The sequence below is a fragment of the Stenotrophomonas maltophilia genome, assembly GCF_013464485.1.
In the GTDB taxonomy this organism is placed as follows: domain Bacteria; phylum Pseudomonadota; class Gammaproteobacteria; order Xanthomonadales; family Xanthomonadaceae; genus Stenotrophomonas; species Stenotrophomonas maltophilia_AW.
This window is the reverse complement of record NZ_RAUX01000031.1, coordinates 32,550-48,387: the sequence shown is the minus strand read 5'-3', so window position 1 is coordinate 48,387 and position 15,838 is coordinate 32,550. Positions and strand designations below refer to the sequence as shown.

The 15,838-nt window shown below is 66.5% G+C and carries 12 protein-coding genes and 1 pseudogene; 8 read left to right on the top strand and 5 right to left on the bottom strand.

The features are described 5' to 3' along the window. Window positions 1–53: 53 nt before the first annotated feature. Both D7Y61_RS14120 and D7Y61_RS14115 read left to right on the top strand, forming a co-directional pair. A complete protein-coding gene (locus D7Y61_RS14120; protein WP_180866918.1) occupies window positions 54–1,241 on the top strand; it encodes an efflux RND transporter periplasmic adaptor subunit in 1,188 nt (395 codons plus the stop codon). Between the two features lie 4 nt (window positions 1,242–1,245). Further along, a complete protein-coding gene (locus D7Y61_RS14115) occupies window positions 1,246–4,347 on the top strand; it encodes an efflux RND transporter permease subunit (protein ID WP_180866917.1) in 3,102 nt (1,033 codons plus the stop codon). Between the two features lie 273 nt (window positions 4,348–4,620). Here the strand turns inward: D7Y61_RS14115 and D7Y61_RS14110 are convergent, their stop codons facing one another. Further along, window positions 4,621–5,025: a GFA family protein gene (locus D7Y61_RS14110; protein WP_180866915.1), complete on the bottom strand. Its 405-nt coding sequence runs from the start codon at window positions 5,023–5,025 to the stop codon at window positions 4,621–4,623. 172 nt (window positions 5,026–5,197) lie between these two features. Here D7Y61_RS14110 and D7Y61_RS14105 point away from each other — a divergent pair, with 172 nt between their 5' ends. Together D7Y61_RS14105 and D7Y61_RS14100 are read left to right on the top strand one after the other, a co-directional pair. Then, a complete protein-coding gene (locus tag D7Y61_RS14105; RefSeq protein WP_180867033.1) occupies window positions 5,198–6,172 on the top strand; it encodes a DUF4105 domain-containing protein in 975 nt (324 codons plus the stop codon). Continuing rightward, on the top strand, window positions 6,172–8,202 hold the full coding sequence (locus D7Y61_RS14100; protein ID WP_180866913.1) for an esterase/lipase family protein: 2,031 nt from the start codon (window positions 6,172–6,174) through the stop codon (window positions 8,200–8,202). The genes D7Y61_RS14105 and D7Y61_RS14100 overlap by 1 nt, the downstream gene beginning before the upstream one ends. 37 nt (window positions 8,203–8,239) lie before the next feature. Here D7Y61_RS14100 and D7Y61_RS14095 read toward each other — a convergent pair. Further along, window positions 8,240–9,661 (bottom strand): annotated as a pseudogene (locus tag D7Y61_RS14095) (MFS transporter). Between the two features lie 29 nt (window positions 9,662–9,690). On the opposite strand from D7Y61_RS14095, the gene soxR reads away from it, so the two are divergent. Continuing rightward, window positions 9,691–10,125, top strand: a complete 435-nt coding sequence (gene soxR, locus D7Y61_RS14090) for a redox-sensitive transcriptional activator SoxR (RefSeq protein ID WP_134959333.1) — start codon at window positions 9,691–9,693, stop codon at window positions 10,123–10,125. Between the two features lie 83 nt (window positions 10,126–10,208). Here the strand turns inward: soxR and D7Y61_RS14085 are convergent, their stop codons facing one another. Continuing rightward, the gene (locus D7Y61_RS14085) at window positions 10,209–10,811 is read right to left on the bottom strand and encodes a short chain dehydrogenase (protein WP_180866911.1); all 603 of its coding nucleotides are present in this window, start codon (window positions 10,809–10,811) and stop codon (window positions 10,209–10,211) included. A 96-nt stretch (window positions 10,812–10,907) separates the two neighbouring features. Between D7Y61_RS14085 and D7Y61_RS14080 the strand changes: the two genes are divergently transcribed. Then, a complete protein-coding gene (locus tag D7Y61_RS14080) occupies window positions 10,908–11,783 on the top strand; it encodes a LysR family transcriptional regulator (RefSeq protein ID WP_180866909.1) in 876 nt (291 codons plus the stop codon). 48 nt (window positions 11,784–11,831) lie between these two features. Here the strand turns inward: D7Y61_RS14080 and proC are convergent, their stop codons facing one another. Together proC and D7Y61_RS14070 are read right to left on the bottom strand one after the other, a co-directional pair. After that, entirely contained in the window at window positions 11,832–12,653 is an 822-nt protein-coding gene (proC, locus tag D7Y61_RS14075; RefSeq protein ID WP_180866907.1) for a pyrroline-5-carboxylate reductase, read from the bottom strand. Window positions 12,654–12,671: 18 nt separating this feature from the next. After that, on the bottom strand, window positions 12,672–13,349 hold the full coding sequence (locus D7Y61_RS14070; protein WP_180866905.1) for a YggS family pyridoxal phosphate-dependent enzyme: 678 nt from the start codon (window positions 13,347–13,349) through the stop codon (window positions 12,672–12,674). A gap of 87 nt (window positions 13,350–13,436) precedes the next feature. Between D7Y61_RS14070 and D7Y61_RS14065 the strand changes: the two genes are divergently transcribed. Together D7Y61_RS14065 and D7Y61_RS14060 are read left to right on the top strand one after the other, a co-directional pair. Next, on the top strand, window positions 13,437–14,474 hold the full coding sequence (locus D7Y61_RS14065; protein ID WP_004147099.1) for a type IV pilus twitching motility protein PilT: 1,038 nt from the start codon (window positions 13,437–13,439) through the stop codon (window positions 14,472–14,474). Between the two features lie 96 nt (window positions 14,475–14,570). Beyond that, window positions 14,571–15,713: a PilT/PilU family type 4a pilus ATPase gene (locus tag D7Y61_RS14060; RefSeq protein WP_180866903.1), complete on the top strand. Its 1,143-nt coding sequence runs from the start codon at window positions 14,571–14,573 to the stop codon at window positions 15,711–15,713. Window positions 15,714–15,838: the final 125 nt, after the last annotated feature.

The window sequence follows — 15,838 nt, the reverse complement described above, 5'->3', positions numbered from 1 at the left end:
TTCTATATTCGGCGCCGAGCGTCTCCCCCCGGCGCGCGGAATCCCGGCCACCGATGAACGTCCTGCACATCCCCCTGCCACGCTGCGCCCGGGCACCGCGGATCCGGCGGCCATTGCTGCTTGCGCTCGTTCTGCTCGGCCTGTTGACGGCCTGCGGCAAGGATGCGCCCAAGCCGGCCGGCAGGCTTCACGAGGTGGAGGTGCTGACCCTGCAGGAAAGGCCGCTGGCGATGGAACAGGAGCTGCCGGGGCGAACCATCGCATCGCAGGAGTCGGATGTGCGCCCGCAGGTGGATGGCGTGCTGGTGAAACGCCTGTTCGAGGAGGGCGAAACCGTGCGTGCCGGGCAGCCCTTGTTCCAGATCGAACCTGCCCTGTACCAGGCGGCGCTGAATCAGGCTCAAGCCAACCTGAAAACCGCCGAAGCGGCGGCAGTCACCGCACGCCTGCGCGCGCAACGGATGCAAGCGCTGGGCGGCGAGCAGCTGGCCGCGCGCCAGGACGTGGACGACGCCGTTGCCAATGGACAGCAGGCGGCGGCCGCCGTACAGGCAGCGCAGGCGAGCTTGGACACTGCGCGCACACGGCTGGGTTTTGCCACGGTCACAGCACCAATTGCCGGGCGCATCGGTCGTGCGCTGTTCACGCCGGGTGCGCTGGTCACCTCGGGCCAGGCCGACCCGCTGGCGCGGATCCAGCAGGTCGACCCGATGAACGTGGACATCACCCAGTCCAGCAACGAGTATCTGGCGCTGCGCCGCGCGATCGCCGACGGCGGCGTGCAGGCCACCACCGCTGCGGTGCGGCTGCGCCTGTCCGATGGCAGTGCGTATCCGTTGCCCGGCACCCTGGAATTTGCCGACATAGACGTGCAGCAGGAAACCGGCAGCATCACCCTGCGTGCCCGTTTTCCCAATCCCGCCGGGCAGCTGCTGCCGGGAATGTATGTGCGGGCGCAGGTGGGGCAGGGCACGCAGCAGCAGGCGCTGCTGGTGCCGCAGTCGGCGGTGGACCGCAGCCCGAAGGGCGAGGCGCAGGTGTGGGTGGTGGACGAGGGCGGCAAGGCGAAGCTGCGCCTGTTCCGTACCGCCCGCGCGATCGGCGACCAGTGGCTGGTGCTGGATGGCGTCGTTGCCGGCGAACGGGTGGTCGTGGCCGGTGCACAGGGGCTCTCCGATGGCATGGCCGTGCAGGTGAAACCCGCGGCGGCAGTCACGCCAGCAGCCACCGGGAAGGACTGAGCCCATGCTGCCGCGCTTCTTCATCCACCGCCCGGTATTCGCCTGGGTGCTGGCGATCTGCATCATGGCCTTCGGCGCGATCGCCGTCAGCCAGCTGCCGGTCGAGCAGTACCCGGACATCGCACCGCCGCAGGTCAACATCACCGCCAACTACACCGGCGCCTCGGCGCAGACGGTGGAAGACAGCGTCACCCAGGTGATCGAACAGCAGATCAAGGGCATCGATCACCTGCTGTACTTCTCATCCACCAGCTCGTCGTCGGGACAGGCGCGGATCACCGTCACCTTCGACCAGAGCGCCAATCCGGACATCGCCCAGGTCCAGGTGCAGAACAGCGTCAACCAGGCCATCAACCGGCTGCCGCAGGAAGTGCAGCAGCAGGGTGTGACCGTGGCGAAGTCGCAGGGTGACTCGCTGATGGTGGTATCGCTGTATGACACCAGCCGGCGCATGGAACGGGTGGACGTTTCCGACTTCCTGGTCAGCAACGTGCAGGATCCGATCAGCCGCATCCCGGGTGTCGGCGAGATCAATGTGTTCGGCTCGGCGTATGCGATGCGCGTGTGGCTGGACCCGCACAAGTTGCGTGCCTACGACCTGATGCCGGCCGACGTGCGCACGGCTATCCAGGCCCAGAACACCCAGGTCACCGCCGGTGAGCTGGGGGCGTTGCCGTCCAGCGCGACGCAGAGCCTGAATGCAACCGTCACCGCGCAGTCGCGCCTGCAGACGCCCGAACAGTTCCGCGCGATCATCCTGCGCACGTTGCCCAGCGGCGCCGCCGTGCACCTGGGCGACGTGGCACGGGTGGAGATCGGTGCCGAGAACTACCAGACCAGCAGCTATCTCAATGGCTATCCGGCGGCGGGTTTCTCGGTCACGCTGGCCTCCGGCGCCAATGCGCTGGCCACCGCGGATGCGGTCCGTGAGGAGATCGAGCGCCTGCGACCAACCTTCCCGCCCGGGCTGCAGGTCGCCTATCCCCGCGACAGCACACCGTTCGTGCGGGTCTCGATCGAGGGTGTCATCCATACCCTCATCGAAGCCATCGTGCTGGTGGTCGTGGTGATGTTCCTGTTCCTGCAGAACCTGCGTGCCACGTTGATCCCCGCGATCACGGTGCCGGTGGTGCTGCTGGGTACGTTCGGGGTGCTGGCGGTCGCCGGATTCACAATCAACACGCTCACCTTGTTTGCGATGGTGCTGGCGATCGGCCTGCTGGTCGACGACGCGATCGTGGTGGTGGAGAACGTGGAGCGCATCATCCACGACGAGCACCTGCCGCCACGCGAGGCCACCGAAAAATCGATGGGCGAGATCACCGGCGCGCTGATCGGTATCACCGTGGTGCTGGGCGCGGTGTTCCTGCCGATGGCCCTGTTCGGTGGTTCCACCGGCATCATCTATCGCCAGTTCTCGATCACCATTGCTTCGGCCATGGCGTTGTCAGCGCTGGTGGCGCTGACGCTGACCCCGGCGCTGTGCGCGACCCTGCTCAAGCCATCTTCGGCGCAGAAACCGCAGGGCCGCTTCTTCAGGGCGTTCAACCGGGGTGTCGAGCGCAGCCAGTTGGCCTATCAGGGAAAGCTCGGTGGCGTGGTCACCCACCCGCGCCGCTGGATGGCGTTCTACCTGCTGCTGGTGGTCGCCATGATTGCGCTGTACGCGCGGATGCCCACCGGCTTCCTGCCGGTGGAAGACCAGGGCCAGGTGACTTTCCAGTTCTCCACGCCGGAGGGCACGCCGATGGCGCGTACCGAAGCGCTGGGCGAACAGATCAGCCGCTACTTCATGCAGCACGAGAAGCAGAACCTGGACGTGGTGTTCGTGGTGGTCGGCCGCAACAATGCCGGCACCGGCCAGAATGCCGGACAGGGTTTCCTGGCGCTCAAGCCGTGGGACGAACGCAGGGGTGACAACACGGCTGCTGCCATCATCGCGCGCGCCAACGCCTACTTCCGTGCACTGCCCGACGCAAAGGTCAATGTGCTGGCGCCACCGGCAGTACGCGGACTGGGCCAGTCCAGCGGCTTCGAACTGTGGCTGCAGGACACCAGTGCAGCCGGGCGCGTGGCCCTGCAGGCAGCGCAGGAACAGGTGGTGCGTGCGGCCGGCGAAGACGACGGGCTCACCTCGGTGCGCCTGAACGGCCTGGGTGACAAGGCTGAGCTGCGGCTGGACATCGACCATGCCCAGGCCAGTGCACTGGGCCTGTCCCAGGCCGACATCAATTCCACCCTGTCGGCGGCCTGGGGCGGCAGCTACATCAATGATTTCCTCGATCGTGGCCGGGTCAAGCGGGTCTACATGCAGGGCGACCAACCCTACCGCAGCGTGCCCGATGACATCGGCCAATGGTATGTGCGCGGCGGCAATGGGCAGATGGCGTCGTTTGCCAGCTTCGCCAGCAGCCACTGGGCGCGCGGGCCGCAGCTGCAGCAGCGCTTCAACGGTCTGCCGGCCATGCAGATCCAGGGCAGTGCCGCAGAAGGGCGCAGTTCGGGTGAAGCGATGCAGCACATGCAGGCACTGGTTGCCGGCCAGCCGGGATTCGACCTGCAGTGGAGCGGACTGTCCTACCAGGAGCAGCTGGCCAGCAACCAGACGGTGTGGCTCTACCTGGCCTCGATCGCCTTCATCTTCCTGTGCCTGGCTGCGCTCTATGAAAGCTGGACGGTGCCGGTGGCCGTGGTACTGGTGATTCCGCTGGGCGTGATCGGCACGGTGCTGGCGACCACCGCTGCGGGCTTCGTCAACGACATCTACTTCCAGGTCGGGCTGCTGACCACCATCGGCCTATCGGCGAAGAATGCGATCCTGATCGTGGAGTTCGCCGAGGCCCGTTATCGCGCGGGCAGTTCAGCGCTGGAGGCTGCACTGGAGGGCGCACGCCTGCGCCTGCGGCCGATCGTGATGACCTCGCTGGCGTTCGTCGCCGGTGTCATTCCGCTGGCGCTGGCTACCGGTGCCGGTGCGGTCAGCCGGCGGGAGATCGGCATGAGCGTGATCGGCGGCATGGTCTCCGGCACCGTGCTGGCGGTGGTGCTGGTGCCGCTGTTCTTCGTACTGGTACGCCGCCTGGGCCGGTCACGGCTGCAGACGTGACGGCCGCCGCGACCGTTGTCATCTGGCTGCCGCAGCGCCATCACCCGTTCTTTGCCCTGGCGTCGCTAGGGTAGGTCGTCCCCGTCCCCCACGGAGACCCGCCATGTGGCTGTTCGATCATCTCTGGCCTGGCCGCAGGCCGCTCCCTGCCCCGGTTACGGTGGCGCCGCAGGCCGTGCCACGCAGACCCTGGCTGAAGCGGCCGGCGCGGGCCGGTCGCAGCGGCATGGCACCCTGGCAGAAGGTTGCCGCGCCGCCGCGGCGCAAGCATCACTAGGTGGTGCGGTCAGCAGGGTGGTTGACACCGTCGTTGACAGGAATGATGCCCAGCGCGAACGGGTCGATGCCCTCCAGGCAGGCCACGTTGTAGCCGTACTGGTCGGGGTTGGAGCGGCGCCGGTGATGGGTATAGATGCCGCACACGCCGCAGAAGTAGTGCTCGGCCACATGGGTGTTGAACTGGTACAGCTGCAGGTGGCTCTGTCCGCGCAGCACCAGCAGGCCCTCGCGGCCGACGCTGGCGGCGATGGCGCCACGGCGGCGGCACATCGAGCAGTCGCAGCGGCGCGGATCGACAATGCCGTCAGGCAGGTCCAGCAGCAGCTCGACCGTACCGCAGTGGCAGGTCGCCCGGTGCTGGGGTTGGACCGGAACGCCGGCCACGGAAGTGATGCCCATCATTGCTCCTGTGAAGTGGAACGCGGCCGCAGGGGCCGCCGCCGACGGTGCGCCGGCCTGCCTGAACGGACCGTAGATGCCACGGTGAACCGGCTTGTGGCTAACTATGCGGCTTCAGGACCGCGACAGGATGCCAGTGAACGCCGCAGGACGATGGATGACAGGAAGTGCCATGGCGCTGCTGGCGCTGTGGGTGACCGGGCTGCTGGCCTATCAGTTGCCGGGGCCGGGCTGGCTGGTTAACGGCGTTGCCGGGGTGTGGCTGCTGGTGGCGCTGTGGACATCGTGGCGGGTCGCGCGGGGCCGTGCCTCGCGCCGCCTGGGCCTGGCGTTCGGGGCATCACTGGCACTGGCTGGTCTGTGGTGGTTGCTGCTGACGCCGCGCCAGGACCGGCTGTGGGCCGATGACGTGGCGCAGCGCCTGCGCGTGGTGTCCTTCGATGGCCGTCATGTCGTGCTGGACAACGTGCGTGATTTCAGCTGGCGCACCGAAACCGACTACGACGCGCACTGGGTGCGCCGCGAGTACGACCTGGACCAGCTTCGCTCGGCCGACCTGGTGCTGTCGTACTGGATGGGCCCGGCCATCGCCCATACGCTGATCTCGTTCGGATTCGAGGATGGCCGCCACGTGGTCTTCTCGCTGGAGATCCGCAAGGAGCGCGGTGAATCGTTCTCGGCGCTGGGCGGCTTCTTCCGCAAGTTCGAGATGACCCTGGTGGCTTCAGAAGAGACCGACATCATCCGTACCCGCACCAACGCACGTGGCGAGGATGTCTACCTGTACCGCCTGCATGGCATGGACCGCGCACAGTTGAAGGAACTGTTCGCCGCGTACATCGCGCAGGCCCGCGAACTGGATGCGAAGCCGGGCTTCTACAACACGCTGACCAGCAACTGCACGACCATCGTTTTCGACCTGGCCCGCCACATCGCGCCACGCCTGCCGCTGGACTACCGCCTGCTGCTGTCCGGTTACCTGGCCGAGTATGCGCAGGAGGTCGGTGCGCTCACCCCAGGCGTGCCGTACGCCGAGCTGCATGACAAGGGCCGCATCACCCGGCGTGCGCTGGGCCTGGGCGATGGCCCGCACTTCTCCACCGTGATCCGCCAGGGCGTGCCCGGCACCGAGCAGGACCCCCGGTAATGACCCGATTTTTCCCAGCCCGCTGGCAGCGCCTGCTGCCGGTGTTGTTCGCCGCCATCCTGCTGCTGGGCAGCAGCGGCTGCGCGATGGTCACCGTCAAGCAGGTCAAATCCAGCGATTCGCTGGTCAACAAGCGCGCCGACGTGCTCAACACCGGCAAGCTCAGCCCGGCCGCGCGCGAGACGCTCAGCGCGGCAGGCCTGGACGAGTCGCAGTGCGAGAAGGACTTCCTGGTCTGCCGCAGCACGCTGCTGATGACCGACGACCTGAATGTCGAGCAGCGGCTGTCGGCGCTGTCCGAACTGTGGGTGAAGGCGGCGCTGGCGCTGACCCCGAAGAAGACCGCGGCTGGCGATCCGCCGATGAGCGATGCGGCGCTGGATGCCTGGCTGGAGGCCGCGCGCTATGCGTATGCCTACCTGTTCTACAGCGGTCGATCACCGTCCAACCGCGCCTTTGAAGATCGGCAGACCCAGGTGCGCGACTACTACAACTATGCGGCGGAGAAGGCGGCGGTGGTGCTGTTCGTTCGCGCGCGTGCCGCTGCATTGGCCGGCGAGGACTATACGAAGCCGATTTCGGTCGGCAGCTGGTCGCTGGCCTCCAACTACCAGCAGCTGAACCTGAAGAGCATTCCTGCGCAGCTGGTGCCGGCTGGCACGGTCAGCTTCGTCGGCCTGCGCAGTACCTATCGCCGCGATGGCTTCGGTGCCGAGCTGGTGATGGTGATGGACCCGCCGAAGCTGGTCGCACCGGTGATCGCGGCGGATGGCCCGAAGGCAGAGTCCGCACAGGACGACGGGGACGATGAGGGCGATGCGCGCCGTGGTCGCCGCCACCGCCATGACGACGCGGTGCCCGAGTTCAGTGAGATGTCCTCGATCAACGTCACCGCACTGCTGCGTTTCGAGGGCAGCAGCCTGGACGACGTGATGCGCACGCGCCGGGTCGAGCTGGATGCCTATTCGCCGGAAGCGACCGAGCGCATCACCCTGCACGGTGAGCAGGTACCGCTGGCCGGCAATTTCACCGCCGCCTATGGCCTGTGGCTGGCGCAGAGTGGCTTCGCCCGGCAGTCGTTGCGCACCCTGTTCGGCATGAGCGAGGGCATCGGCGAGCCGCATATCTACCTGATGCAGCCGTGGGACCCCAACCGCCGCATCATCTTCATGCTGCACGGTCTGGCCAGCAGCCCGGAAGCGTGGGTGAACCTGGCCAACGAGATCATGGGCGATCCCGAGCTGCGTCAGCAGTTCCAGGTCTGGCAGGTCTATTACCCGACCAATGCGCCGATCGCATTGAACCGCTACGAGATCGCCAATGCGTTCAACGACACGCTGAAGCATTTCGACCCCAACGGCAGCACGCGTGCATCGAAGGACATGGTCTACATCGGCCACAGCATGGGCGGTGTACTGGCCCGGCTGCTGGTGAGCGACTCGGGCGACGTGCTGTGGAATGACCTGTTGGCCAACTACGACCTGAAGGGTGAACGGCTGAAGCGGGTGCAGAACAAGCTGGGTCCGCTGCTGCATTTCAAGGCACAGCCGAACGTGGAACGCGCGATCTTCATCGCCGCGCCGCACCAGGGCACCGACATTGCCGGCAACAAGGTCGGTCGGCTGATCGGTCGCCTGGTACGCCTGCCGCTGACCATCCTCGGCAAGTTCGAGGACGTGTTCATGGCACTGGCGCAGGCCGAGCAGCAGGTCGATGGCACCGCCAAGCCGAAGATTCCGAACAGCATCGACAACCTCAAGGCCAGCGATCCATTCGTGAAGGCCGCCGCACAGCTGCCGATCGAAGCGGGCCTGAAGTACCACTCGATCATCGCCCAGCGCAAACCGGAACTGCCGGTGGAGAAGTCCGATGACGGGCTGGTGCCGTACTGGAGCGCACACCTGCCGGGCGCGCTGTCGGAGAAGGTGATCATCTCCGGTCACAGTGTGCAGGAAACGCCGCAGGCGGTACTGGAAGTGCGGCGCATCCTGCATCGGGACATCGATGACATGGGGGCCGCTGCCCGGTAGTTCCGGCCGCTGGCCGGCACTACCCCAATGCGGCTGCCTACACCCGTCGCGCGATCACCGTGGCCAGTACGGCCAGGCCGAAGGTGATCGCCAGGCACAGCAGATAGCCCGTGCGGGGTGCGGATTCCACGAACAGCGCGAACAGCGCGCCGGATACCGCCAGCGCGGTGGTCACCGACAGCGCTTCGCTCAGCTGCAGTGCCGAGGTATTGGCACCCTGTTCATGGGGTGCCGACAGCGACAGGGTCAGCACGGACAAGCTGGCGTAGATCATGCCCATGCCGAAGCCGGTCATCGCCCAGCCGACCAGTGAGACGGACAGTGGCACCGCGCTGAACAGCACGGCCAACGTGGCGGTGATGCCGGCCGTCATCAGGGCCGTACCTGTACGCAGCAATTGCTGGCGGGACCAGCCGCGCCGCTGGTGGCCCTGCAGCCATGAGCCGGCGAACCAGCCCAGCGCACCGAGGCTGAGTACGGCGCCTGCCCAACTGGGCGAGAGCCCGCGTTCACGCTGCAGCAGCAGCGGCAGGTAGGCCTCGCAGGCGAAGAAGGCCGCAGCGGCGATGCCACGCAGTGCGATCACGCTGGGCAGCCCACGGTGCAGGAGCAGCGTACCGGCGGGCAACAGGCGGTGCACGCACAGCAGCAGTGCCATCATCGCCACGCCGATGCAGAGCAGCGCGGCCACACCCTGCTGCTGACCACCGACGTACAGCAGCAACGCGGCCAGCGAGGCACCGCTGGCTCAGCGCACCACGTTGCCGGTTCCATTGTCGCTGTTGCCGTTGGAGGACGCCTGCATGCGTGCCAACGCCGGGCGCAGCAGCAGGGCGGCCGGCACTGCCAGCAGCGGTACTGCCAGGAACACCCAGCGCCAGCCAAGGTGCTGGACGATCAGGCCACTCAGTGCCGGGCCGATCATCGATGGCACCACCCAGCCTGCGGAGAAGGCCGCGAACACCTTCGGTCGCAGGTGCTCGGGGTAGCTGCGTCCGACCATCACATACAGCGAGACCGATATCGCACCCGCGCCCAGGCCCTGCATCAGGCGTCCGGCCACCAGCATGCCCATGCGCATTGCGAAGCCGGCGAGCAGCAGGCCCAGCACGAAGCACGCCAGGCCGTACCACAGCGGGCGTGCCGGTCCATGGCGGTCGGCCCAACGTCCTGCCAGGGTCATGCCGATCACGCTGGTGGCCAGCGTGCCACCGAAGGCCAGCGCATACAGGCGCAGGCCGTCCAGTGCCACGGCCACGGTCGGCATGGCGGCCGCCACCGCCAAGGCCTCGAAGGCGTGCAGCGCGACCAGTGCGACCATGCCGATGGTGGTGGCGCGGTAGCGGGCGGACAGGATCGAAGTGTCGGCCGGTGTACCGGCGTTGGCGGGGGCGAGCGTGGGGGTCATACGGGTCGGATGCGGGCCGCGCTTGTCAACAGCCGGCGAAGATAGCAGCATGACACCTCAACTGCAGTTGAGGTCAAGCAATGGTGTCCCAGGAACTGAGCGTTGGCGAAGTCTCCCAGCGCAGCGGCGTGGCTGTTTCCGCGCTGCATTTCTACGAGCGCAAGGGGCTGATCAGCAGCCTGCGCACCTCGGGCAACCAGCGTCGCTACAGCCGTGACGTGCTGCGACGGCTGGCGGTGATCCGCGTGGCGCAGCGGGTAGGCATGCCACTGGAAGCCGTCGGACGTGCCTTCGAAAGCCTGCCCGAGGGTCGCGCGCCGACCAAGGCGGATTGGGCCAAGCTGTCCGCGCGCTGGCGCACCGAACTGGAGGAGCGCATCCACATGCTGGAACTGCTGCGCGACGAACTGACCGGCTGCATTGGCTGCGGCTGCCTGTCGCTGCAGCGCTGTCGCCTGGCAAACCCGGAAGACATCCTCGGCGAACGCGGCGACGGCCCGATGCGCTGGGAGTGAACGACAAATAGGGGACGCGCTCCCGGTAGTGCCGGGCCATGCCCGGCGGACGAAAACGACTTAATCCCCTCCGTCCCCTTTTGCTACCAGACCGTGATCGTCTCGCCGCTCTGGATGCCTTCCACTGCACGCTGGAAGGCCAGCGCCGCGCGTTGCGCGCTTACCGCTTCAAAGCCCGGGAAGTAGGGCCCGTACGCCGCCATCGATTCGATCAGCACGTTAGGGCTCACCACGTTGATGCGCAGGCCTTGTGGCAGCAGCTCCAGCGCGGCCGCGCGCACGAAGCCTTCCAGTGCCGTGTTCACGGCGGTGGCATTGACGCCGTCGCGGATCGGCTGCGCGCTGATGATGCCGCTGGTCAGGGTGATCGAGCCGCCTGCTTTGAGGTGGTGCTGGGCAGCCAGTGCCAACCGCACCTGCCCCAGCAGCTTGTCCTGCAGCCCGATGTTGAACTGTGCTGGCGTCATTGCCTTCAGTGGGCCGAAGTGCACCGAGCCGGTGGTGGAAATGACCGCATCCACCGGGCCGGTGCGTGCGAACAGTTCGGCAACGCTGGCGTCGTCAGTCAGGTCCACGCGCAGTTCGCCGCTGCGGCGACCGGCGGGCAGGATCTCGTGCTGCTGTCCGAGCTGGCGGGCAACCGCCTGGCCAAGGGTGCCGCTGGCACCGACAAGGAGAATCTTCATGGTCGTTCCTTGCGAGGGGATGGGCGCAGTCTGCGCCCTCACAGGTGGGTTAGGTAAGGGGCGTATGCTTCGCTGATTCCTAACTCTGGATTAGCAATGGATACCCTTCGCTGCATGCAGGCCTTCGTTGCCGTCGCTGAGCGCGGCAGCTTTGCCGGCGCCGCCGAACAGCTGCATGTCTCGGCGGTGATGGTCGGCAAGTACATCCAGCAGCTGGAGGCGCATCTGGGTACGGCCCTGCTGCAGCGGAATACCCGCCGCCAGCGGTTGACCGAAGCCGGCAGCGCCTATCTGGCGGGTTGCCGGCAGGTGCTGGAGCAGGTGCAGCAGGCCGAGGCCGATGTGGCCGGCCTGCAGGTGCAGCCGCGCGGGCTGCTGCGGGTCAGCGCGCCGACCACGTGGGGCAGCTGTGTGCTGGCGCCACACCTGGCCACGCTGTTGCGCGCGCAGCCGCAGTTGAACATCGAACTGGATCTGAGCAACCGCCGTGTGGATCTGATCGAAGACGGCTTCGACGTGGCGATCCGGGTCGGGCCGCTGCCGTCGCAGGAGGTGGTGGCGCGGCCGCTGCCACCGTATGCGATGAGCCTGTGCGCGTCGCCGTCGTACCTGCGCCGGCGGGGGACGCCGCGCACGCCTGCGGACCTGATGGAACATGATTGCCTGAGTCACCTGGCATGGCGCGGTGGCCACGGCTGGCAGCTGGCCAGCGGTGAACAGGTGGACTGGGAAGCGCGTCTGACCTGCAATGATGGTTTCGCGTTGCGCGAAGCTGCCGTGGCCGGGGCGGGGTTGGTGTTGCAGCCGACCGCACTGCTGGCCAGCGAGATCGCCGCGGGTCGCCTGAAACCCCTGCTGCGCGACCATCTTCCCGCGCCGCGGCCGATGCACCTGATCTATCTGCCCGACCGCAGGCCACGCCCCCGGCTGCAATGCTTCGTTGATTTCGTCTTGACCACATTGGGGCGGTAGATGGGGTCAGATTCCTTTGCCTCGGCAAAGGGATCTGACCCCAGGGGATCAATCATTCGCCGCAGACAGCTCCTGCCCACGCACCTGCGCGGCTCGCAGCGCGTTGCCCACCAGCGCCTCGAACCCACCGGCCTGGAAGCTCTCGATCGCGGCCTGGGTGGTGCCGTTGGGCGAGGTCACCCGACGGCGCAGTTCGGCCGGGCTTTCACCGGCCTCATCGAGCATGCGCGAGGCACCCAGCAGGGTCTGCACCACCAGCGTGCGTGCCGCGTCCGCCGGCAGGCCCTGGGCGATGCCGGCCGCTTCCATCGCTTCGGCCAGCAGGAACACATAGGCCGGGCCACTGCCGGATACGGCAGTGACCGAATCCATCAGTGCTTCGCTGTCGATCCACACGGTGCGGCCTGCACTGGCCAGCACCTTCTCGGCCTGTGCGTGCTGCTGCGCATCCACCGAAGGCGTGGCATACAGACCGGTTACACCGGCGCCGAGCAGGGCCGGCGTGTTGGGCATCGCGCGTACCACCGGCAGCGTGCCGCCCAGCCAGCGTTCCAGCTGCGCACTGGTGATGCCGGCAGCAATCGACACCACCAGCGGCCGGGTCGCCTGGGCCAGCGACTGCAGCGACTGGCAGACCTCGCGCAGTACCTGCGGCTTCACCGCCAGCAGCCAGGTGCTGCCCTGCGCGGCGGCATCGGCCGCGTTGTCGTGTACCTGCACGCCGAAGTCGGCAGCCAGCGACTCGCGCAGCGCTGCAACCGGTTCGGCCACATGGATGTGTACGGCGGGTACGCCCTGGCGGACCAGGCCGGCGATCAGGCTGCGTGCCATGTTGCCGCCGCCGATGAAGGTGATGGATTCAGCTGCCATGGAAATCTCCTTGGGAAATCAGGTCGGGCGCGGGCGCGCGCCGAACAGGGCGGTACCGATGCGCACCAGGGTGGCACCTTCGGCGATGGCTTCGGCGTAGTCGCTGCTCATGCCCATCGACAACGTATCGACCTGCGGATGCTGGACGGCAAGCGACTGGAAAAGTGTGCGCATGCGCACGAACGCATCCCGGCGGCGTTCGGCCTCGGGCCATGGCGCGGGAATCGCCATCAGGCCACGCAGGTGCAGGGTGGGTTCGCTGGCAATCGCGGTGGCCAGTTCCTCCGCCTGCTCCGGCGCACAGCCGTGCTTGCTGGATTCGTCGTCGATGTTGACCTGGATCAGTACGTTCAGCGGGCCTCGCGCCGCAGGGCGATGGCGCGCCAGTACGGTCACCAGCTTGAGCCGGTCCACGCTCTGCACCCAGTCGAAATGCGTGGCCACCGCATCGGCCTTGTTCGACTGCAGGTGGCCGATCAGGTGCCATTCCAGCGCCAGGTGCTGCAGCGCCTGCATCTTGGCCAGTGCTTCCTGCACGTAGTTCTCGCCGAAGGCGTGCTGGCCCTGCGCGGCCAGCGCGGCCACGGCCTCGGCCGGCTGGGTCTTGGACACCGCCAGCAGGCGTGGCTCGGGCCTGCCAGCGGCCTCGGCGGCGGCATGCAGGTTGCTCAGGATCTGGGGCAGGGGAGTGGCCACGTAACGCGTTCCGTTGATTCAGGAGGCTATACTGCCGCCCGGGGAAAGATCCTTCCAGTCGAAGCCGTTATTGGGGAGTAGCCGCTCATGGATATCGCCGAACTGCTGGCGTTTTCCGTAAAGAACAAAGCGTCCGACCTGCACCTGTCCGCAGGCCTGCCGCCGATGATCCGCGTGGACGGCGACGTTCGCCGGATCAACATTCCAGCCCTGGACCACAAGCAGGTCCATGCGCTGGTGTACGACATCATGTCCGACAAGCAGCGCCGCGATTACGAGGAATTCCTCGAAGTGGACTTCTCCTTCGAGATTCCGTCGCTGGCGCGCTTCCGAGTGAACGCGTTCAACCAGAACCGCGGCGCCGGTGCGGTATTCCGTACCATTCCGTCCGAAGTGCTGACCCTGGAAGACCTTGCCTGTCCGCCGTTGTTCCGCGAAGTGATCCAGCAGCCGCAGGGCCTGATCCTGGTGACCGGCCCGACCGGCTCGGGCAAGTCGACCACGCTGGCGGCGATGATCGACTACATCAACAAGAACGAATACGGCCACATCCTCACCGTCGAGGATCCGATCGAATTCGTGCACACCTCGCAGAAGTGCCTGATCAACCAGCGCGAAGTGCACCGCGACACGCATGGCTTCAACGAAGCGCTGCGCTCGGCGCTGCGTGAAGACCCGGACATCATCCTGGTGGGCGAACTTCGTGACCTGGAAACCATCCGCTTGGCGCTGACCGCCGCCGAAACCGGCCATCTGGTGTTCGGCACCCTGCATACCAGCTCGGCGGCCAAGACCATCGACCGCATCATCGACGTGTTCCCGGCCGGCGAAAAGCCAATGGTGCGCTCGATGCTGTCCGAATCGCTGCGTGCGGTGATCTCGCAGGCGCTGCTGAAGAAGGTCGGCGGCGGTCGTACCGCAGCGTGGGAAATCATGGTCGGCACCCCGGCCATCCGCAACCTGATCCGCGAGGACAAGGTGGCGCAGATGTATTCGGCCATCCAGACCGGCCAGCAGTACGGCATGATGACCCTGGACCAGCACCTGCAGGACCTGGTCAAGCGCAGCCTGATCACCCGCAACCAGGCCCGAGAGTACGCCAAGGACAAGCGCCTGTTCGAGTAAGGCGGGGCAGCGACGGGCGGCCCGCAATGGCGCGGCCGCTCCGTTTTGTTTCCTCCACCGACCGTCACCTGGTTAACCGCTTTCCGGGAGCCCGCCGTGAACACCACCGCGACCACCATCGACTTCACTTCGTTCCTCAAGCTGATGGCGCACCAGCGCGCCTCGGACCTGTTCATCACTGCCGGCATGCCACCGGCGATGAAGGTCAACGGCAAGATCTCGCCGATCACGCAGACCCCGCTCACGCCGCAGCAGAGCCGCGACCTGGTCCTCAACGTGATGACCCCGGCGCAGCGCGAGGAATTCGAGAAGACCCACGAATGCAACTTCGCCATTGGCCTGTCCGGTGTCGGCCGCTTCCGTGTCAGCTGCTTCTACCAGCGCAACCAGGTCGGCATGGTGCTGCGTCGCATCGAGACGCGCATCCCGACCGTAGAAGAACTGAGCCTGCCGCCGATCATCAAGACGCTGGCGATGACCAAGCGCGGCATCATTCTGTTTGTCGGCGCTACCGGTACCGGTAAATCGACTTCGCTGGCGGCGATGATCGGCTACCGCAACCAGAATTCGACCGGCCACATCATCACCATCGAAGACCCGATCGAGTTCGTGCACAAGCACGAAGGCTGCATCATCACCCAGCGTGAAGTCGGAATCGATACCGACAGCTGGGAAGCCGCGCTGAAGAACACCCTGCGCCAGGCGCCGGACGTGATCATGATCGGCGAGGTGCGTACCCGCGAAGGCATGGACCACGCCATCGCGTTCGCCGAAACCGGCCATCTGGTGCTGTGCACCCTGCACGCCAACAACGCCAACCAGGCGATGGACCGCATCATCAATTTCTTCCCGGAAGACCGCCGCAACCAGCTGCTGATGGATCTGTCGCTGAACCTCAAGGGCGTGGTCGCGCAGCAGTTGGTGCCATCGCCCGATGGCCGTTCGCGCAAAGTGGCGATGGAGATCCTGCTGGGCACGCCGCTGGTGCAGGACTACATCCGCGACGGCGAGATCCACAAGCTGAAGGAAGTGATGAAGGATTCGGTCCAGCTGGGCATGAAGACCTTCGACCAGAGCCTGTTCGAGCTGTACCAGGCCGGTGAGATCAGCTACGAGGATGCGCTGCGCTACGCCGACTCGCAGAACGAAGTGCGGCTGCGCATCAAACTCAGCCAGGGGGGCGATGCGCGCACCCTGTCGCAGGGGTTGGATGGCGTGGAGATCTCCGAGATCCGGTGACCCGCAGATCTGTAGAGTCGACTGTCAGTCGACTATCGCGCGCAGCGCGGGATTCTGCTGGCCGTTGGAAGTGCAGTCGACTCTACCCGGTGGGTTGGCGATTGATGAATTCCAGTCATGACCGA

Coding starts and splice junctions, on each gene's coding strand:
- D7Y61_RS14120 (WP_180866918.1), top strand. CDS start 54: ATGAACGTCCTGCACATCCCCCTGCCACGCTGCGCCCGGGCACCGCGG.
- D7Y61_RS14115 (WP_180866917.1), top strand. CDS start 1,246: ATGCTGCCGCGCTTCTTCATCCACCGCCCGGTATTCGCCTGGGTGCTG.
- D7Y61_RS14110 (WP_180866915.1), bottom strand. CDS start 5,025: ATGGGCATCACTTCCGTGGCCGGCGTTCCGGTCCAACCCCAGCACCGG.
- D7Y61_RS14105 (WP_180867033.1), top strand. CDS start 5,198: ATGGCGCTGCTGGCGCTGTGGGTGACCGGGCTGCTGGCCTATCAGTTG.
- D7Y61_RS14100 (WP_180866913.1), top strand. CDS start 6,172: ATGACCCGATTTTTCCCAGCCCGCTGGCAGCGCCTGCTGCCGGTGTTG.
- soxR (WP_134959333.1), top strand. CDS start 9,691: ATGGTGTCCCAGGAACTGAGCGTTGGCGAAGTCTCCCAGCGCAGCGGC.
- D7Y61_RS14085 (WP_180866911.1), bottom strand. CDS start 10,811: ATGAAGATTCTCCTTGTCGGTGCCAGCGGCACCCTTGGCCAGGCGGTT.
- D7Y61_RS14080 (WP_180866909.1), top strand. CDS start 10,908: ATGGATACCCTTCGCTGCATGCAGGCCTTCGTTGCCGTCGCTGAGCGC.
- proC (WP_180866907.1), bottom strand. CDS start 12,653: ATGGCAGCTGAATCCATCACCTTCATCGGCGGCGGCAACATGGCACGC.
- D7Y61_RS14065 (WP_004147099.1), top strand. CDS start 13,437: ATGGATATCGCCGAACTGCTGGCGTTTTCCGTAAAGAACAAAGCGTCC.